General features: G+C 70.1%; 13 protein-coding genes. 6 read left to right on the forward strand and 7 right to left on the reverse strand.

Annotated features, from left to right (window positions below; all coding sequences use genetic code 11):
* Nucleotides 1–39: 39 nt before the first annotated feature.
* The gene (locus CRP56_RS12170) at nt 40–459 is read right to left on the reverse strand and encodes a hypothetical protein (protein WP_097263181.1); all 420 of its coding nucleotides are present in this window, start codon (nt 457–459) and stop codon (nt 40–42) included.
* Nucleotides 460–557: 98 nt separating this feature from the next.
* Between CRP56_RS12170 and CRP56_RS12175 the strand changes: the two genes are divergently transcribed.
* The 5 genes from CRP56_RS12175 (at nt 558) to CRP56_RS12195 (ending at nt 5765) form a co-directional block, all read left to right on the forward strand.
* Entirely contained in the window at nt 558–1076 is a 519-nt protein-coding gene (locus CRP56_RS12175; protein WP_097273962.1) for a tetratricopeptide repeat protein, read from the forward strand.
* Nucleotides 1077–1125: 49 nt separating this feature from the next.
* Entirely contained in the window at nt 1126–3048 is a 1923-nt protein-coding gene (locus CRP56_RS12180; protein ID WP_097263184.1) for a hypothetical protein, read from the forward strand.
* Nucleotides 3049–3127: 79 nt separating this feature from the next.
* Nucleotides 3128–4006: a metal-dependent hydrolase gene (locus CRP56_RS12185; protein WP_097263186.1), complete on the forward strand. Its 879-nt coding sequence runs from the start codon at nt 3128–3130 to the stop codon at nt 4004–4006.
* Complete coding sequence (locus tag CRP56_RS12190) at nt 4006–5019, forward strand: PDR/VanB family oxidoreductase (protein WP_097263187.1); 1014 nt, start codon at nt 4006–4008, stop codon at nt 5017–5019. The genes CRP56_RS12185 and CRP56_RS12190 overlap by 1 nt, the downstream gene beginning before the upstream one ends.
* 56 nt (nt 5020–5075) lie before the next feature.
* A complete protein-coding gene (locus CRP56_RS12195) occupies nt 5076–5765 on the forward strand; it encodes a TetR/AcrR family transcriptional regulator (protein ID WP_097263189.1) in 690 nt (229 codons plus the stop codon).
* Here CRP56_RS12195 and CRP56_RS12200 read toward each other — a convergent pair.
* The 4 genes from CRP56_RS12200 to CRP56_RS12215 form a co-directional block, all read right to left on the reverse strand.
* Complete coding sequence (locus CRP56_RS12200; protein WP_097263192.1) at nt 5762–6112, reverse strand: 5-carboxymethyl-2-hydroxymuconate Delta-isomerase; 351 nt, start codon at nt 6110–6112, stop codon at nt 5762–5764. The two genes, CRP56_RS12195 and CRP56_RS12200, sit on opposite strands and share 4 nt — an antisense overlap.
* 28 nt (nt 6113–6140) lie before the next feature.
* Nucleotides 6141–7763, reverse strand: coding sequence for a fused response regulator/phosphatase (locus tag CRP56_RS12205; protein WP_097263194.1), 1623 nt, complete (start codon nt 7761–7763; stop codon nt 6141–6143).
* A 72-nt stretch (nt 7764–7835) separates the two neighbouring features.
* Nucleotides 7836–13241: a pullulanase-type alpha-1,6-glucosidase gene (pulA, locus tag CRP56_RS12210; RefSeq protein ID WP_097263196.1), complete on the reverse strand. Its 5406-nt coding sequence runs from the start codon at nt 13239–13241 to the stop codon at nt 7836–7838.
* A gap of 125 nt (nt 13242–13366) precedes the next feature.
* A complete protein-coding gene (locus tag CRP56_RS12215) occupies nt 13367–14749 on the reverse strand; it encodes an alpha-amylase (RefSeq protein ID WP_097263198.1) in 1383 nt (460 codons plus the stop codon).
* A 223-nt stretch (nt 14750–14972) separates the two neighbouring features.
* On the opposite strand from CRP56_RS12215, the gene CRP56_RS12220 reads away from it, so the two are divergent.
* A complete protein-coding gene (locus CRP56_RS12220) occupies nt 14973–17039 on the forward strand; it encodes a carbohydrate-binding module family 20 domain-containing protein (RefSeq protein WP_097263200.1) in 2067 nt (688 codons plus the stop codon).
* Between the two features lie 64 nt (nt 17040–17103).
* On the opposite strand, the gene CRP56_RS12225 is transcribed toward CRP56_RS12220, so the two are convergent.
* Nucleotides 17104–18783: a glycoside hydrolase family 13 protein gene (locus CRP56_RS12225; RefSeq protein ID WP_097263202.1), complete on the reverse strand. Its 1680-nt coding sequence runs from the start codon at nt 18781–18783 to the stop codon at nt 17104–17106.
* A gap of 118 nt (nt 18784–18901) precedes the next feature.
* Nucleotides 18902–19822 (reverse strand): sugar ABC transporter permease, encoded by a 921-nt coding sequence (locus tag CRP56_RS12230; protein WP_097263204.1) that lies wholly within the window; start codon nt 19820–19822, stop codon nt 18902–18904.
* Between the last annotated feature and the right edge of the window lie 5 nt (nt 19823–19827).

Genomic DNA, 19827 nt, shown 5'->3' on the forward strand with positions numbered 1-19827 from the left:
GGTTCTTCTTGTTCTTCGGTTTCTTCGGGTTCTTCTTGTTCAGTGACCGGCGTGCGCGCTGTGATCCTGGCCTTCCTCGATGTCCCCGCCGAGCGTCTTGCGCAGCGTCGCGGTCACCTTCTTCGTCTCGCCGACGGCCACCCACTTGCGGCCGACGAGGTAGTGACCGCCGTAGTCCTTGGCGCCGTCGATCCACTCGCGCTGGCCGCGGTCGGTGGCGAAGGTGGCCAGCAGGAACTTTCCGTCGGCGTCGCTCTTGCGGCACGAGGCCTGGCGGAGTTCGTCGGCGTCGATCTGGATGGTCGGCTTGCAGCCCACCTCCGCGGCCAGGTGCTCCAGGCTGCCGCTCGCCGTCTCCGGCACGGCGGCCTTGTCGTCGCCGTCGCCGGAGCCGCAGCCCGCCAGCACGAGGACCGCCGCGGCTGCCGTCGCCGCGAGCATCGGTCGGGTCAACCTCATCTGTTCCTCCGGAACCTTCCCGTGGGCCTGGGTGCCCGTCCCCTTCCATACGGCCGGGGAGCACGCTGCGCTCAAATCGGCTGTCCCAGTGGGCACGCCTGTGCGAAAGTGTGCCGGTGAACGAGAACTGGGAACAGCGCGTGACGGCCGCGTGGGCCACCTTCGACGACTATCCCGAGGAGCGGGCCGACGAGTTCCGCGCGGTGATCGACGCCCTCGTCGCCGAACTCCCCGACGACAGTCCGCTCGGCCCCTTCGAGCAGGCCTGTGCCTGGGACTCGACCGGCCACTCGGACAAGGCGGCCCCGCTGTACCGGGAGGCGCTGGCGCGCGGGCTGTCCGGCTACAAGGGGCGCCGCGCGAAGATCCAGCTCTCCAGCTCGCTGCGGAACATCGGCCAGGCCGAGGAGGGCGTCAAGCTCCTGACGCCCGAACTGGACGCCCCATCCGACGAGTTGGACGACGCCGTACGAGCGTGCCTCGCCCTGTGCCTGTCCAGCCTGGGCCGCGACCGCGAGGGCCTCTCCCTGGTCCTCGGCGCCCTGGCCCCTCATCTGCCGCGCTACCAGCGGTCGATGGCCAACTACGCGCGCGCACTGGTCGAGCCTGACGACTGAGTCACCCGGTCGGCGGTGACCAACGCACGATTCGCTCGTTCTGCTGAACGTGCAGTCACAGGATGTCGCCCCGCGCCCCGCACCGTCCGCCTCCGCCGAGCCGTTCGTCGATGTCGAACAGGCCGAGGCCGCGCTCGTCGAGCACTACCCACGGCTGGTCCGGCTGGCCTACCTGGTGCTGCCGCCGGGCCTCGGCCGCAACCGGCGGGTCCTGACCGCGCACGCCCTCACGCAGCGCGCCCTGCCGCGCCGCCGGGCCTCGACGCCGGTCATCCCGGCCCAGTCGACCGGCCGCGACGGCGACCCCGGGTACGCCTTCGTCCGCCTCCAGGTGCTGCGTGCGGCGCTGGAGGCGGGTCTGCCGCTGACCTTCCGGGCCTGGCCCAAGCGCGCCCAACTGCCTCCGCTGCTCCCCCAGGTGTGGGGGCTGAGGCTCTTCCCGCGCTCGGGCGGCGCCGACGAACTCGCCCTGGACCAGCGACTGTCCGCGCTGTCCGGCGAGGCCCGCGCCGCCTACGTCCTGCGCGGTCTGGAGCGGCTCCCGGACGGCGAGGTCCGCCGGGTGCTGACCGAGGCCGGGGCGGCGGACCCGGACGAGGCGCTGGAAGAGGCCGGCGAGGTGCCCGCGCAGTACGCCCTCCTCGACTCCCCCGAGTTCGACGCCTGCTCGCTCCAGGCGCGGCCCACCGACCTGATGCGCCGCAGGCAGCACCTGAAGGCCGCGCTCGCCGCCGCGGCGGCGGTCGCCGTGTGCGGGGCGCTGCTCGGTCTGCCGGGCGACGGCTGGGGCCCCGACGGCGCCGCCGCGCCCTCGTACGCGCAGAACCCGTCCGCGCAGGCTGCCCTCGACCCCGCCAATCTGACCCGGGTCCCGGCCACCGCCTGGCAGGCCGCCTCCCGCAACGACTTCTCCGTCTGGCCCGCCCGCGGCGAACTCGCCCACGACACCGCGCTGCTGCGCCGCGCCCTCGCCGTCTGGGCCCGCCCCGGCGAGACCGTCCAGGTCTCCGCGACCCCCGGCACCCCGTCCGGCGGCCCCGCCGGCCCGCCGCAGCTGCTGTACGCGGGACTCGTCGACAACGCGCGCGTGGTGATCCTCTACGACGGTCTGCGCATCGCCCGCTACGCCGAGCCGAAGGACGGCACCAAGGGCGCCGCCCTCGACTTCGCGCGCGTCGACGGGGCGACCCCGGGTGAGGCGAGCGCGGTCGTGCTGGGCCGGGCCGACGGCAACGTCCGCTATCTGCTGGCGCCCTGGGTGCGGAAGGCCGCCGAGCGCGACCTGCTCAAGCCCGGCTCCGGCGCGATGGACCTGACCCTGACCAAGGGCGTCACCTCGCCGCTGGCGGGCCCGGCCCAGCAGAACGGCGGCTGCACGTCCTGGAACGTGCTCCAGCTGACGGACCGCTCCGGCACCCGCCTGCTGAGCGACCTCGGCGAACTGGTCCCGGCCCGCCTCACCACCGGCCGCCCCGGCGCGGCGCACGAGGCGTCCGGCGCGGAGGCGCTGCGCACCTGGGCGCCGTACGCCTGTTCGCTGGGCGCGATGCGCTCGGCCGGCGTACGGACGGTGAACGCGTGGGCGTACGCCGAGCAGCCGCTGCCCGAGGCGGGCGGGGCGGCGGACTGGGTGTGCACGCGCGCGGAGACCTGGCGCGGCGGCGGGACCCGCACGCTGGCGCAGTTCCGCACTCCGGGTTCGGCGTACGGCGCGGTCGCGGCGCAGGGCGAGAACGTCCCGGCGTGCGGCCCCCGCGACCCGAACGTGCTGGCTGGTGTGCTGTGGAAGTCGGGGTCGGGCGCCTGGTACCTGCTGGCGGCGGGCGGCAAGAACACCGCGTCGATCAGCACGACCGGCGCCGTGCGCGGCTCGGGCCGGGGGAACCTGCTGGCCGTGAAGGCGAAGGAAGGCGCGCAGGCCGGGCTGAAGGGGACGCTGGCCGACGGGCGGGCCATCAACGGGCTGCGCTGACACTCGCTTGCTGACGCCGGTGTAAATAACAGGCCGCACAGGGGTTCCCGCTCGCCCTACCCGTCAGTACATTGACGCCATGTCTAACACGCAGGACCGGGTGCACCTCAAGGCCCGCAAGGTGTCCTTCTCCTGGGACGACACCCCGCTGCACTGGGTGCCCGGTGATCCCTTCGCCGCCCACACCATCAACGTGCTCCACCTGCTGCTGCCGGCCGGCGAGCGCTGGTTCGTGCACGTCTACAAGCAGGTGCTCCCCCTCATCCGGGACGAGCGGCTGCGCGAGGACGTCATCGGGTTCATCGGCCAGGAGGCCATGCACTCCCAGGCGCACGACGAGGTCCTGCCGCACCTGAAGGAGCTGGGCCTCGATCCGACGCCGTACACCGCGCAGATCGACTGGTTCTTCGAGAAGCTGCTCGGCGACCGGACACTGCCGCCGGGCAGGGCGCGCCGGTGGTGGCTGATGGAGCGGGTGGCGACCATCGCGGCCATCGAGCACTACACCGCGTTCCTCGGCAACTGGGTGCTGAACGCCGAGGAGTTGGACCGGCGGGGCGCCGATCCGACCATGCTGGACCTGCTGCGCTGGCACGGCGCCGAAGAGGTCGAGCACCGGTCGGTCGCCTTCGAGCTCTTCATGCACGTGGACGGCGGCTACCGGCGCCGGGTGCGCACCTGGGCGCTGGCCTTCGCGACGCTGGTGTTCCTCTGGCAGCGCGGGGCGCGGTTCTTCATGGAGAACGACCCGACGCTCGTCGACGGCAGGGCGAGCTTCAAGGACTTCTACGTCCGCGGGCGGCGGGGTGTGCTGCCCGGGACCGGCGACATGCTCCGGTCGATACCGCGCTATCTGAGCCGCTCCTACCACCCCTCGCAGGAGGGCTGCACCGAGCAGGCGGTCGCCTATCTCGCCCAGTCCCCCGCCGCGCTGGCCGCCGAGAAGGGTGCCGCCTGATGCCGAAGCCGCTGACCGTCGCGGCCGTCGCCGGGGCCGCGCTGCTCGCCCGGCGGGCCATGCGCCGCCGTATCCGGGTCTCGCCGCTGTGGCCGATGCCCGCCCTGGAGGAGCCGGTCTCCGGGCGGCCCCGCTCCCGGGCGCTCCGGCTGCTGGTGGCCGCGCGCGAGGAGGTCGCCGAAGGAGTCGTGCAACTGCGCCTGGAGGGGCGGGACTTGCCGCACTGGGAGCCCGGTGCGCATCTCGACCTGGTGCTGCCGTCGGGACTCGTACGCCAGTACTCGCTGTGCGGGGACCCGGCGGACACCTCCTCGTACACCGTCGCGACCCGGCTCGTCGAGGACGGGCGGGGCGGCTCGCGCGAGGTGCACGAGCAGCTGACCGAGGGCATGGAGATCGAGGTGCGCGGGCCGCGCAACCGTTTCCCGCTGGTCGAGGCGGAGTCGTACGTCTTCGTCGCGGGCGGCATCGGGATCACCCCCGTCCTGCCGATGCTGCGGGCCCTGCCGGCGGGCGCCGACTGGCGGCTGCTGTACTGCGGGCGGTCGCGGGAGTCGATGCCGTTCCTGGCGGAGCTGGAGCGGCTGGACCAGGTGACCGTCGTGGCCGGGGTGCCCGACCTCGACGCGCTGGAGGTGCCCGAGGGCGCCGCCGTGTACTGCTGCGGACCGGAAGGGCTGACGGCGGCGGTCGAGGAGCGCTTCCCGCAGGTGCGGTCGGAGCGGTTCACCCCGCGGGCCGCCGCGCCGGGCGGCGCCTTCGAGCTCGAACTCCGGCGCAGCGGGCGGACGTTGACGGTCCCGGCGGACTCCACGGTCCTCGCGGCCGTGCGGGCGGAGCTGCCGAACACCCTCTACTCCTGCGAGCAGGGTTTCTGCGGGACCTGCCAACAGCGGGTGCTGGAGGGCGAGGTGGACCATCGGGACGAGTTGCTGACCGACGCCGAGCGCGACGACTCGATGCTCATCTGCGTTTCACGGGCGCGAAGTGAGCGGCTTGTGCTGGATTTGTGAACACCCGTGGTCGGACCGGCCCGTTCCGGGCCGGATCCGATCGGTAAGGTGTTCGCATGACTACCGGGGTACGGCGAAGAATGGGAGTCGAGGAGCGGCGGCAGCAGTTGATCGGCGTCGCCCTCGAACTGTTCAGCCAGCGCTCACCCGATGACGTGTCCATCGACGAGATAGCGGCCGCGGCGGGCATCTCGCGCCCGTTGGTCTACCACTACTTCCCCGGCAAACTCAGCCTGTACGAGGCCGCGTTGAAGCGTGCGGCGGACGATCTGGCGGGCCGGTTCGTCGAGCCGCAGGAAGGGCCGCTGGGGGCCCGGCTGCTCCGGGTCATGCGGCGCTTCTTCGACTTCGTGGACGAGCACGGGCCCGGTTTCGCGGCCCTGATGCGCGGCGGTCCGGCGGTCGGCTCCACCGCGACCAACGCGCTCATCGACTCCGTACGGCAGGCCGCGTACGACCAGATCCTGTCGCATCTGGGCGTCACCGACCCGCCCGCGCGACTGGAACTGGTCGTCCGCTCCTGGATCTCGCTCGCCGAGTCGACGGCACTGATCTGGCTGGACGGCCGGCGCATTCCGCGCGGCGAGCTGGAGGTGCAGCTCGTGCACGACTTCGCGGCGCTCGCCGCGGTCAGCGCCGCGTACGACGAGGAGATGGGCGCGCTGATGCGCGTCATGCTCCGCGACGAGCCGACCGACAGCCCGTTCGCCGACCTGGTGGGCCGGCTGATCGCGCTGGCGTCCTAGAACTTGCGGTAAGAGGCGTCGAGGTCACGGACCTCGGCGGAGGCGTGCAGCACGATGCCCTGGTCGTCCTGGATGTGCTTGCGCAGCAGTTCCAGGACCGCTTCCGTCAGCTTGGCCTTGGTCTCTTCGGTGCGCCCGGCGAGCAGGCCGAGGGTGACATGGACGACGGCGTGGCCGTCCTCCTCGTATCCGAAGGCCGTGAACTCGCTCGCCCGGAACTGCGTCTTGCACGCCTCCGGCTTCGCCGCCGCGATCTCGACCGTCGCCTCGTGCAGTGCCCGGGCGAACCCGGCCCGGTCGAAGGCGGGGGTGATCGTCTGGGAGTGGTCGACGGTGATCTGCGGCATGGGTACTCCTGTTCTAGGCCAACGGACTTCAGCCTAGCCGCAGCGCCAGCATCGCGATGTCGTCCTCCCTGTCGTGGCCGAAGGAGGCCAGGAGGGTGTCGCACAGGGCGTCCAGGCCCGGCAGGGAGCCGACGGCGGCCGCGCGGAGCTGTTCCATGGAGGCCGAGAGGTCGATGCCGCGGGTCTCGATCAGGCCGTCGGTGACCATGAGGAGCCGGTCGCCGGGTTCGAGGAAGAGCTCGGTGACGGGCGGGTGGGGCAGGCCGATGCCGAGCAGCGGTCCGGCCGCCTTGACGTAGTCGGCGCTGCCGTTGTCGCGGACGATCAGCGGGGGGATGTGGCCCGCGTTGGCCACCTGGGTGCGCCCGGTGGCGGGGTCGACGAGGGCCAGGCAGACGGTGGCCGTGAGGTCGGGGTGGTAGCGCTGGAGCATCCGGTCGAGGCGCTCGGCGAGCACACACGGGTCGCTGTCCTCGACGGCGTAGGCGCGCAGCGCGTGCCGGATCTCCACCATGACGGTCGCCGCGTCCAGCGAGTGCCCGACGACGTCACCGACCGCGGTGAGCACACCCTCTGAGGTACGCAGCACGGCGTAGAAGTCGCCGCCGATCTCGGTCTCCGGGGACGCGGGCACATAGCGGACCACGACGTCCACGCCGGGCAGCTCGGGCAGCCGGTGCGGCTGGGGCAGGAAGCTGTGCTGGAGGGTGAGGGCGACATGCCGCTCCACCTGGTACATGAGCAGCGGTTCGGCGGCGAACGCGGTGGCCTGGGTCAGCTGGGCCAGCAGGCTCTCACGCTCGGGGCCCATCCGCCGCATCCCGCGCGCGGGCGCGGCCAGGCACACCGTGGCCCTGCCGTCCTGGGTGCGGACGAGCGCCAGCCGGGCGTCGTGCTCGACACCGGGCCGGAAGTACCCGGCCGGCCACAGCGGGGAGGGCACCGTCGTGAGCTGCACCCCGCCGCCCTGCCCCCGGGTGAGCCGCCGCAGCAGTGCGGCCACCGTCCGGTCGGCTCCGTCGTCCGGCAGGGCGACCGGAATGCGGTCCCGGGACAGGCCCCGGTACAGCCGGTCCTCCTGGTCCAGGACGAAGACGACGGCGGGGGTGCCGGTGACCCGCGAGATGCCCTCGGCGGCCGCGTCGGTGAGTTCCTGCAAGGAGCGCGCCGCCTGGATGGTGACGATCGTCTCCGACAGCAGGGTCAGCCGTCGTACCAGCGCCCGGTCGTCGGCCCGCACCCGTGCGTTGCGCACGGCGGCCCGGACCACCGCCTCGATCTCCAGGGGCTCGGCGGGCACTCTCAGGTAGGCCTCGGAGCCCGCGGCCAGGCCCTCGCAGCAGTCGACCGGGGCCACCTGGGCGGCGGAGAAGTGCACGACGGGCAGCCCGGCGGTGTGCGGCCGGTCCTTGAAGCGGCGGCACAGGTCGAAGCCGCTCATGTCCGGCAGCCCCACGTCGACGAGGGCCACGTCCGGCAGGGTGCCCTTGCGCAGCCGTACGTCGAGCTCGGCGAGCGCCTCGGCACCGCTGGCGACCGGCACGACGCGGTGCCCTGCCCGGCTCAGCAGGGTGCCCAACGCGTAGCGGCTTGCTTCCGAATCGTCCACGACCATGACGGTCGTGCCTGTCGGGTTTCCGTCGACGTCCATGTGTGCAGAGCCTTTGGACAACACAGTGGGGCAGACCCGGATCGAGTCTGCCCCACCAAGGTAATGCCCTTGTCAGGACTTGCGGGTGAATACCGCCACAGTGCGCCCCGGAACGGCGAAGGTGCCCGAAACCCGCTCGTACGAAGACCGCTTGACGGTAGAGTCCGCGCCCGTCGCCTGGACCTCGTGCAGCGCGTACGCCGTCCCGGCCAGCGCGGCCACCCGCTGCTCCTGGGCCTGTGGCGTCGCGTTGAACACCACGACCAGGTCACCGAGTTCCATGGTGATCACACCGGGCGTCTCGTCCTTCCCGGACAGCGGGAAGGACAGCTTCGACTGCACCTGCGCGGCCGTGTCCAGGGAGAAATCAGCCTCCGTCGAACGGATTTTCAACAGCTCCCGGTACGCCGCAGAGGCCCCCTCGATCTGCTCGCAGCCGACCTTCACCGAGCCCAACAGAGGCCTTGCGTACGACCACTTGGACTCGTTGTCGGCCGCCATCGGCAGACCCCGGCCGAAGCCGTTGCCGTCCGCGCAGTTCCAGTGGATGGCGTTGAACCAGTCACCGCTGTCGTAGGAGTTGCGGTCCAGGGACTTGGAGCGCAGCAGGTCGGTGCCCGCCTGGGAGAGGGCCGGGCCCTGCGAGAGGGTGGCCGTCGCCAGGGCGAGGACCTGCATCCGGGCGCGGTCGTCGGCGCTGGTCGTGGCGGGCAGCTTGTACGTCAGCGCGTCGAACAGCGACTCGTTGTCGTGCGCGTCGGCGTAGGCGAGGGCGTCGCCGGGCGCGTCCGCGTAGCCGGCGGGCTGACCGTTGTAGTCGACCTGGGCGCCGGTGACCTGCTTGCCGGCGGTGTCGGTGAAGGCGTACTTCGCCAGGTTGCCGCTCAGCCCCACCTTGATGAGGTCCTGGTAGTGCAGCAGCCGGGCCTTCTGCTCGGCCGAAGTACCGTTGCTCTTCGAGGAGTTGGGGTCGGTATAGAGACCGGACGCGAAGCCCTGGACGCCCGGGTCCTCGTCGAAGGGCCCGCCGCCGCGCACCGCGTCACGGGCCCGGTCGGAGAAGGTGGCGATGCCGGTGCCGGCCATGTTCTTCTGCGTGGCCTGCACGAAGCGGGCGTCGTCGGCGACCTCGCCGAAGTTCCAGCCCTCGCCGTACAGGATGATCTTCTTGCCGTCGACGCCGTCCTTGGCGAGGGTCAGCGCGTCGAGGGCCTTCCTGACCGCCAGGATGTTGGCCTTCGGGTGGTGGCCCATGAGGTCGAAGCGGAAGCCGTCGACCTTGTACTCCTTGGCCCAGGTGACGATCGAGTCGACGACCAGCTTGCCCATCATCGCGTTCTCGGTCGCCGTGTTGGCGCAGCAGGTGCTGTTGGCGACCGAACCGTCGGCCAGCAGCCGCTGGTAGTAGCCGGGGACGATGCGGTCGAGGACGGAGGTGTCCGCCTGCCCGCTCGCCGCCGTGTGGTTGTAGACGACGTCCATGACGACCCGCAGTCCGTCGTCGTTGAGCGCCTTGACCATCTTGCGGAACTCGACCGTGCGCTCGGTGCCGTCCGGGTCGGTGGCGTACGAACCCTCGGGGACCGTGTAGTGGTACGGGTCGTAGCCCCAGTTGAAGGCGTCCTTCGCGGCGGTCTTCGCGACGCACTCCTGCTGTTTGTCGGAGTCGGCCGGGTAGGAGGCGAGATCGCAGTCGGGGGTCGCCTGGTCGGACTTCTTCTCGGGGATGGTCGCGATGTCGAAAGCCGGCAGCAGGTGCACGTACGACGTGCCCGACTTCGCCAGCGCACGCAGGTGCCGGGAGCCGTCGCTGTTCTTGTCGGTGAAGGCGAGGTACGTGCCCTTGTCCTTAGCAGCCACCGTCTTGTCGGCGATCGAGAAGTCCCGGATGTGCAGCTCCTGGATCTGCGCGTCCCTGAGCGGGGTGGCCTTCGGCTTGGTGTACGACGTCCAGCCCGACGGGGCCAGGGACCTGTCGTCGAGGTCGACGACGAGGCTGCGCGCGGAGTCGGTGGTCAGGGCGACCGAGTAGGGGTCGGTGACCTTGTTGGTGACGAGCTTCTGGACGCTGGGCGCCCAGACCCGGACGACGTACCGGTACTCCTTGCCCTTCCAGGACTTGGGGCCGGTGACGGACCAGACGCCGGTCTTCGCGTCGCGCTTCATGGCGACGGTGGAGCCGCCGAGCTCCAGCTTCACGGACTGCGCGGTCGGCGCCCAGACCGAGAGCGTGGGACGGCCCTTGCTGAACGTCGGCCCGAGATCCGCCTTGGTCGCCGCGTCCGCGTACAGGTCGTCGAGGACGCCGGCGATCTGGACGCCGGTCGCCGCGAGGACGGCACCGTTCGCGGCCCGCTGGGAGGCGACGACCTGACCGCTGAGGGCCTGACGGACCCGGTCGCGGTCACGGGGGTCGACGGTCCAGGCGGTGTACGCCTTCAGGTGCGGGAACTTCTGCTTCTGGGCGTCGGTGAGGCTGGTCTTCGTCAGCCGCAGCCAGCGCTCGTCGTCGCTGGTCAGCGCGCCGTCCTTGACCGCGATCGAGCCGTCGCGGCTGTAGAGGAGCTGGGTGGAGGCGGCGGCGTCGGAGCCGTTCCAGGCGACCGTGTTCCGGTCGATCCAGACCGCCTTGGAGGTGGACAGGTCGAGGGCGGCCGCGGCGCCCGCGGGCTGCGGGAGCAGGTACTTCTCCTGGCCGTTCAACAGCCACACCTCGTGCCCGTCGGCCGTGAGGTCGAGCGACTGGTCGGACGGCAGGTCCTTGTCGTCGCCCTTGTGGATGATGTAACTGAGGCTGGTGGCACCCTCGGTGAGCGGTACCTCGAAAACAGCGCCATAGGCGTCAGTCTTCACCGGCTTGAGCGGGTTCGACCAGTCGGTGGGGTTCGCGGCGCCCGTCCAGACGTGCAGCCCCCAGCCGTCGTAGTTCCCGTCGGCGCGGTGGTAGTGCAGTACGGCCTTGGTCTTGTCCTGCGCCGGGTAGTCCGGCTTCTCGGTCAGGACGTCCGTCTTGCCCTGCTCGATCCAGACCTCGCCGGTCTTGGTGACGTCGATCGTGCGGTCGGCGGAGACGTCCTTGTTGCCGTCCTTGTCGATGACGAGGAAGCCGACGTTCGAGGCGCCGGGCTTCAGCTTGACGTAGGCGAAGGCGCCGTAGGCGTCCCGGCCCGTGAACGGGTGGCTGGCGGGCCAGTTGGTGGCCTCGCCGTCCGCGAGGTCGCCCCAGGCGTACAGGCCCCAGTCGGCGTAGTCGCCGTCCTCGCGCTTGTAGTGGACGATCGCGTAGTTGCGGGAGGAGGCGGTGGGGACCTCCTCGGCGGGCGGGGTGCCGGTGGTGGACGCGGCGAGGGCACTCGCGGTGCGGCCCTGGGAGTCGACGACAACCGCCTTGTAGCGCAGGGCGGTTCCGGCCGGTACGTCCTTGCCGATCACCTGCGTGACCCTGTACGGGGCGTGGTCGGCGGAGCCGAGCGTCCGCCACGTGCCGTTGCCGGCCTGGGCGGCGAAGACGACACGGTTGAGCTGGCCGCCGTCGACGTCGGCGGAGAGCGTGACCGTGCCGGTGGCGCCGGCGGCCGGGGCCTTGAGGGTGATCGTCGGCGCGGTGGCCGACTTGGCGGGCCTGGCGGCCGCCTTGAGGACGAGCGCGGAGCCGGCCGGGACGCTGACGGTGAGCTTCTTGTCGGCGTCGGACCTCACGGAAGCGTCGCCGCCGTAGACGCCCTGGTACGCCATGGCGGCGGAACCGACCCCGAACGTCGCCGACTTGGCCTCGCCCGCGTTGTTGAAGGCGACCACGTACTCCTGGCCGGTCTTCGCGTCGGTGCGGGAGAACGCGTACACGCCCGCGCCGTCGGCCGCGTAGCGCTCGGTCTGGATGCCGTCGGTGAGGGCCGGGTTGGCCTTGCGGAGCTTGGCGAGCGCGCTGATCTGCCGGTAGAGGGGAGCGGTCGTGTCGTAGGCGTCGCTCGCGTGGGTGCGGTCGGTGCCGATCTCGTCGTCGTCGAGGTAGTCGGCGGTCTTCGAGGCGAACATCGTCTGGCGGGCGTCCTTGTCGCCGCCGGAGCCGGTGAAGCCCTGCTCGTCGCCGTAGTAGACGACCGGGTTGCCGCGGCTGAGGAACATCAGCTCGTTGGCGAGCCTGTCCTTGGCGAGCAGCTCGGCGTCGGTGGCCTTCGGGTTGTCCTGGTTCAGGAAGTACCCGATGCGGCCCATGTCGTGGTTGCCGAGGAAGGTGACCTGCTCGTACGCGTTGGCCTTGTCCGTCGTGTACTTGTAGTCGTCGCCGAAGACGGAGGCCAGCTTCTGCGCGCTGCCGCCCTGGGAGGCGTACTGCCGTGCCGCCTCCTGGAAGGGGAAGTCGAGCGTGGCGTCGAGGCGGCCCTGGGTGACGTACGGCGAGGTGATCGACGTGTCGGCGGAGTAGACCTCGCCGAACATGAAGAAGTCGTCGCGGCCGTGCCGGGCGGCGTAGGAGTCGAGCGCGGTGGCCCACTGGGTCCAGAACTCCATGTCGACGTGCTTCACGGTGTCGATCCGGAAGCCGTCGATGTCGAAGTCCCTGACCCACCGCTGGTAGATCTTCTCCATGCCGCTGACGACCTCGGGACGCTCGGTCCACAGGTCGTCGAGGCCGGAGAAGTCGCCGTAGGTGGTGGATTCGCCCGCGTAGGTCGAGTCACCCCGGTTGTGGTACATCGTCGGGTCGTTGAGCCACGACGGGACCTTGTTGTTCTGGGTGACCTTCGGGGTGCGCGGGAAGGAGTCGGCGTCGACCGCCGGGAAGCTCTTGGAGCCGTCCGCGTAGTCCGCGTCGTCGAACGGCTCGCCGTCCTTGGTCAGGTACGGGAACGCGCCCTTGGAGAGGTAGTCGTAGGACTTCTCCTCATAGTCGACGACGTCGGCGGTGTGGTTGGTGATGACGTCGAAGAAGACCTTGATGCCCTTGGCGTGCGCCTTGGAGATGAGGTTCTCCAGGTCTTTGTTGGTCCCGAAGTGCGGGTCGACCTGGGTGAAGTCGGTGATCCAGTAACCGTGGTAGCCGGCCGAGGCGTTGGCCCCGGTGCCCTGCACGGGCTGGTTCTTGAAGATCGGCGCCATCCAGATGGCGGTGGTGCCGAGCCCCTTGATGTAGTCGAGCTTCTTGGTCAGGCCCTTGAGGTCGCCGCCCTGGTAGAAGCCCTTGTCGGTGGGGTCGTAGCCGGTGCTGAGGCGGGTGCCCGTCAGGCCGCCCTTGTCGTTGCCGGTGTCGCCGTTGGCGAAGCGGTCCGGCAGGACGAAGTAGAACTGCTCGCGCGTGGAATCGTGCCGGGCGGGCTCGGCGGCGAGCTTGGCGTCGGACGGGGGCGGGGGCGGTGTGTCCGCCCGCGCCGCGAGGGGTTGGACGAGCGCTGCGGCCAGCGCGGTGACGGTGACCGCGGCGACCCGTCCGGCATGGGCGGTACGGCGCCTCGACGGCGTCGGCCATCTCGGTATCACAGATGGGCTCCTTGCGATTACGGCTCTGGCTGGGTCCGACCCCGCGCGACCGTATCGCCGCCGTAAGGCTTACAGCAAGAGTCTTGAAAGTAACGGAAAGGCCTTTCAGCTCCCCAGGGGGAGGTTCAGCAGCTCGACTTGCCGCTGTAGATCGCGAGCGCGGTGTTGGCGCCCAGGGTGGCGGTGAACTGCCCGCTGGAGTTCACGGTCACCGTCGTGTTGTTCTGGACGTTGCAGTACGTGCCCGCGGCCAGCGAGGTCTGGTAGGTACGGCTCAGGCTGCCGGACTCGTGGTTGATCGCCACGAACCCCTTGCTGCCGCGCCCGAACGCGATCGCGTCGCCGCCGTTGTCCCACCAGTCGGTGACGGCCGTGCCGCGCACGGCGTTGCGGAAGGCGACCATGCGGATGATCTCCGGCCAGGCGTGCTGGCACTTCCAGCCGTCCTGCCAACAGGCGTTCACGGTACCGCCGTTGGGCGGTCCGGCGTCGGTGTCCGACCACTCGTAGCCGGAGTTGATGTCCGGGGCGCCGTACGGGTAGGCGAGCATGAAGACGTTGGCCAGGGTGTAGTTCGCGCCGTCCTTGTAGTTGAGCGTGCTGCCGTTGCGCTCGGTGTCGTGGTTGTCGACGAAGACACCGGCCACCGAGCTGCTCATGTAGCCCCAGCCCTCGCCGTAGTTCTTCAGATAGGCGAGGTTCTCGTTGTTGAAGACCCGCTTGAGGTCGTAGGCGTACCGGAACTCCTGCACATCCCCGTTGCCCGTGTACTCGGTGGGCTGGACGGCCTCGCCGCTGCCGTAGATGACCTCCTGCTTCCAGTAGACGGAGGGGTTGGACAGGCGCGACTTGATGTTGGCGAGGTCGGCCGCCGGGATGTGCTTGGCCGCGTCGATGCGGAAGCCGTCGACGCCGTAGCCGAGCAGGGTGTTCATGTACCCGGCGATGGTGGAGCGGACGTACGTCTCGCCGGTGTCCAGGTCGGCGAGGCCGACTAGTTCGCAGTTCTGGACGTTGGCGCGGTTGGTGTAGTCGCTGATCGTGGCCGTGCAGTCGTCCATGTCGTAGGAGGAGTACAGGCCCGGGTAGTTGTACTTGCTGTACGACGACCCGCCGGTGCCGGTGCCGCTGCCCGCCGACATGTGGTTGATGACGGTGTCGACGACGACCTTCACGCCGGCCGCGTGACACGTGTCCACCATGCTCTTGAAGGCGGTGGCGTCACCGAGGCGACCGGCGATCTTGTAGCTGACGGGCTGGTACGACGTCCACCACTGCGCGCCCTGGATGTGCTCGGCGGGCGGGGAGACCTGGACGTAGCCGTATCCGGCGGGGCCGAGGGTGTTGGTGCACTCCTTGGCGACCGAGGCGAACTTCCACTCGAACAGGACGGCGGTCACGTCCTTGGTGCCGGGCGGGGAGGCGGCGGCGGGAGTGGCGGGGGCGACGAGGGCCGCGGCTGCGGCGAGCACGGTGAGGGCCGCGCTGGCTGACCATCTCGATATCACGTGGGGGCTCCTTGCGTGACGGCCGGGCGTCTTTGCCCGGCGCCGGCGTGAACGTACCCCTGACGAAAGGTTTACAGCAAGGGGCTTGAAACTCACAGCAAGAACTTTCACCTGTTCTCTTGACGTGCCCTTCTCAACTGCCCCACGCTCACGAGTTGTTGAATCCCCGACCTCTGATCGACTTCAGCTCCCCTCTCCCCGAATCCCCCTCCCGGAGCCGCACATGACCTTCCGCCCGGGTGCGCTGAGCCGCACCACGAGAGCCTTGGCGGTCGGCGCCCTGGCGCTCGCCGGTGTCACCGCCCTGCCCGCCGCGACCGCCCACGCCGACGCCACCACCTCGGGCGATGTCATCGCCAACCTGTGGGAGTGGAACTGGGACTCGGTCGCCGCCGAGTGCACCGGCGTCCTCGGGCCGAACGGTTACGGGGCCGTCCAGGTGGCCCCGCCCGCCGAGTCCCTCAAGCAGTCCTCGTACTACTGGTGGGACGTCTACCAGCCGTACTCCTACAACCTCAACAGCCGCTTCGGTACGGCGTCCGAGTTCGCGGCGATGGTCTCCGCCTGCCACGCCGCCGGCGTCAAGGTGTATACGGACGCGGTGATCAACCACACCGCCGCGCAGACCGGTACGGGCTACCACGGCACGACGATCACCAACAAGTACGACACCCCCGACTGGGACCCGGGTGACTACCACCAGTCGGACGACTGCTCCGACTCCGACCTCGTCATCGACGACTGGTCGAACCTCACCGAGATCCAGAACTGCGAACTGCTCGGCCTGCCCGACCTGGAGACCGAGAACGACAGCGTCCGCAGCGGGATCGCGGCCTTCCTCAACCAGCAACTCGCCCTCGGCGTCGACGGGTTCCGCGTCGACGCGGCCAAGCACATCCCGACCGCCGACCTCCAGGCGATCGAGGCCAAGCTGACCGACACGACGTCGGGCGCGGACCCGTACGTGTTCCAGGAGGTGTACCCGGGTTCGACGCCGGCGGCCTCGGACTACTACGCCTCCGGCGACGTCCTCGACTTCACCTACGCGGGCAAGCTGAAGTCCGCGTTCCAGGGCAATGTCAGCGATCTGGAGTCGCTGCCCTCCTCGGGCGTCCTCGCCCCCGCCGACTCGGTGTCCTTCGTGACCAACCACGACACCGAGCGCAACGGCCTGCACCTGTCCTACAAGGACGGCGACACCTACAAGCTGGCCAACCTCTTCCAGCTGGCCTACAAGTGGTCGACGCCGACGGTCTACGCCGGCTGGGAGTTCACCCAGAGCGACCAGGCCCCGCCGAACTCCGCGGGGTTCGTCACCGACACGGACTGCTCCCACGGCTGGTACTGCCTCGACCGGGACAGCGCCGTCACCGGCATGGTGAAGTGGCACAACGCGGTGGGCTCGGAGGCGGTGTCCCACTGGTCCACGAAGTCGTCGAGCGTGATCGGCTTCTCCCGCGGCACCGCCGGCTACATCGCGATCAACAACGGTTCGTCGGCGGCTACCTACACCTTCGCGACGGGGATGGCCGACGGGACGTACCCGAACGTCATCGACAACGGGGCGACGACGGTGACGGTGTCGGGCGGCAGCGCGACCCTCACGATCCCGGCGAAGAGCGCGATCGCCTTCTACGACGGTGAGTTCACGCCGTGCACGACGTCCTGCGAGGGCGACGGCGATGGCGGCTCGACGTCGACCGTGACGGCCACCTTCAACGAGTACGCGCCGACGACGTCCGGTCAGGACGTGTACGTGGTCGGCTCGATCGCGGCGCTGGGCGGCTGGGACACGTCGAAGGCGGTGAAGCTCTCGTCGTCCGGCTATCCGGTGTGGTCGGGCGCGGTGCACGTCCCGATCAACACGTCCTTCGAGTTCAAGTTCATCAAGCGCGACAGCTCCGGCAACGTGACCTGGGAGTCCAACGCCAACAGAACGGCGGCCACGACGACTTCGGCCCTGTCCGTCAACAGCTCCTGGAACGTGGCCACCGCCAACGCCACCGACGTCACCTTCAACGTCACCGCCACGACCGACTGGGGCACCAACGTCTACGTCGTCGGCTCCCTCGCCTCCCTTGGCTCATGGGACACGAGCGCGGCGATCCCGCTGTCGTCGGCGTCGTACCCGACGTGGAGCAAGCTGGTGATCGTGCCGAAGAGCACGGCCTTCACCTACAAGTACATCAAGAAGGACGCCTCCGGGAACGTGACCTGGGAGTCCGGGACCAACCGCTCGTACACGACGGGCAGTTCGTCGGGCTACACGGCCACCGACACCTGGAAGTAGCTCCACCAGGACGCCGGGTCCCCGCCACCCGAAGGCGGCGGGGACCCGGCGTCCGGCTTCCTGCTCAGGCCGTCGTCCACCACACCGTGGTGTCCGCCGGGACCTTCGCGTCGCCGTCGACCTCGGCGACCTCGCCGCTCGCGAGCAGTACGCGGCCGTACGCCGGGGTCGTCACCGATTCGCCGGTGGTGTTCGCCACGCAGACGAACTCGCCGCGGCGGAAGGCCAGTACGCCCTCCGGCGCACGGAGCCATTCCACCGAGTCGCCGGCGCCGAGGTCGGGTTCGGCGCGGCGGACGGCGAGGGCCGAGCGGTAGAGCTCCAGGGTGGAGCCCGCGACGCCCGTCTGGGCCTCGACGCTCAGGTCCGCCCACTCGGCCGGCTGCGGAAGCCAGCTGCCGCCGGTGCCGAAGCCGTACGACGAGCCCTCGCGCGTCCACGGGATCGGGACGCGGCAGCCGTCGCGGAAGCCGTCCTGGCCCGCGCCGCGGAAGTAGGCGGGGTCCTGGCGGACTTCGTCGGGAAGGTCGACGACGTCCGGCAGGCCCAGTTCCTCGCCCTGGTAGACGTACGCCGAGCCCGGCAGCGCCAGCATGAGCAGGGTGGCCGCGCGAGCGCGCCGCAGGCCGAGCGCGCGGTCGCCCGCCGTGCGGATCTGGGTGCCGAGGCCCGGCGGGTTCGCGAAGCGGGTCGCGTGGCGGGTGACGTCGTGGTTGGAGAGGACCCAGGTGGCCGGGGCGCCGACCGGGCGCATCGCCTCCAGGGTCAGGTCCACCACCTTGCGGAGCTCCTCGGCGTCCCAATGGGTGCCCAGGTACTGGAAGTTGAAGGCCTGGTGGAGCTCGTCCGGGCGGACGTAGTTCGCGGTGCGGTCGACCGTCGGGGTCCAGGCCTCGGCGACGAAGATGCGTTCGCCCGCGTACTCGTCGAGGATGAGCCGCCACTGGCGGTAGATGTCGTGGACGCCGTCCTGGTCGAAGAACGGCATGACATCGTTGCCCAGCAACTTGAGCTGGTCGCCGTCGCCGCCGATGTCCGGCAGGCCCTCCGCCTTCACCATGCCGTGGGCCACGTCGATGCGGAAGCCGTCCACGCCCATGTCCAGCCAGAAGCGCAGGATGGAGCGGAACTCGTCGCCGACCGCGGGGTGTTCCCAGTTGAAGTCGGGCTGCTCGGGGGCGAAGAGGTGGAGGTACCACTCGCCGGGGGTGCCGTCGGGCTCGGTGACCCGGGTCCACGCCGGGCCCCCGAAGATGGACTCCCAGTCGTTCGGGGGGAGTTCACCGTGCGCGCCCTTGCCGGGGCGGAAGTGGTAGCGGTCGCGCAGGGGGGAGCCCGGGCCTTCGCGCAGGGCGCGCTTGAACCACTCGTGCTGGTCGGAGGAGTGGTTGGGGACCAGGTCGACGATGATCCGCAGGCTCAGTTCGTGCGCGTCGCGGATCAGCGCGTCCGCGTCCAGCAGGTTGCCGAACATCGGGTCCACGGCCCGGTAGTCGGCGACGTCGTAGCCGGCGTCGGCCTGCGGGGAGGCGTAGAAGGGGCTGAGCCACACGGCGTCCACGCCCAGGTCGCGCAGGTACGGCAGTCGGGAGCGGATGCCCTCCAGGTCGCCCATGCCGTCGCCGTTGCTGTCGGCGAAGCTGCGCGGATAGACCTGGTAGATCACCGCGTCCCGCCACCAGTCGCCGCGCTTGGCTTGGGCGGGGGTCGGGGCCGAGGCGAGGGCGGAGTGCTGCTGGCTCATGGCGTCCTTGATACGTAACGGGGTCATGGGGTCAGGTGTGCAGACAACGGTGATGCGAGGCGGCCGCGGTGACAGCGGGGTCGGATGGACACCGCGACCGCCTCGGGTCGGTGGGATGTCAGCCCTTCGTGCCGCCGGCCGTCAGGCCGGTCACGAGGTTCTTCTGTACGAGGTAGAAGAACGCGGACACCGGTATGGCGATGAGCACCGCGGTCGCGGCCATCAGGTTGCGCTGGGCGTCGTGTTCGCTGACGAAGCTCTGCAGGCCGACGGCGAAGGTGTACTTGTCGTCGCTGAGCATGAACGTCGAGGCGAAGGCGACCTCGCCGAAGGCGGTGATGAAGTTGTAGAAGGCGGCGACCGCGAGGCCCGGCTTGGCGAGCGGCAGGATCAGCCGGAAGAACGTGCCGAAGGGGGTCAGTCCGTCGACGCGGCCGGCCTCGTCGATCTCGAAGGGGATCGTGTCGAAGTACCCCTTGAGCAGCCAGGCGCTGTAGGGGACCGCGGTCGCGCAGTAGACCAGGACGAGGCCGAGGTAGCTGTCGACGAGCTGAAGGTCGACGAGGATCTGGTACATCGGCACGATGAGGACGGCGATCGGGAACATCTGGGTGACCAGGAGCACCCACATGAACTTCTTGTAGCCGGGGAACCGCATGCGGGAGACCGCGTAGCCGGTGGTGGCGGCCACGAACACGCCGATGACGGTGGTGCCGAGGGAGACGATCAGCGAACTCTTCAGCCAGTCGAAGAAGCCCGTGTGCTGAAGGACGAACGAGTAGTTGTCCAGCGTCATCTTGTCCCAGATGCCGCCGGGGTGGAGGTAGTCGTCCTTGTCCGGACCGAGGGACAGATAGACCAGCCAGGCGATCGGGAACAGCGCGATCAGGCTCGCGACGATGAGGATGCCGTGGGAGGCGAGGGAGGCGGCACGGCCGCGCTCCTCACGGCCGCGGACCTTGCGCGGCCGGGAGGCTTCGAGGACCTGGGGGGTCACCGGGCGGTCCGCCTTGATCTCGGAGGGGGTTGAGGTGCTCATGGTGA

Origin of the sequence: Streptomyces sp. TLI_55 (assembly GCF_900206255.1) — a bacterium.
GTDB classification, from domain to species: domain Bacteria; phylum Actinomycetota; class Actinomycetes; order Streptomycetales; family Streptomycetaceae; genus Streptomyces; species Streptomyces aquilus.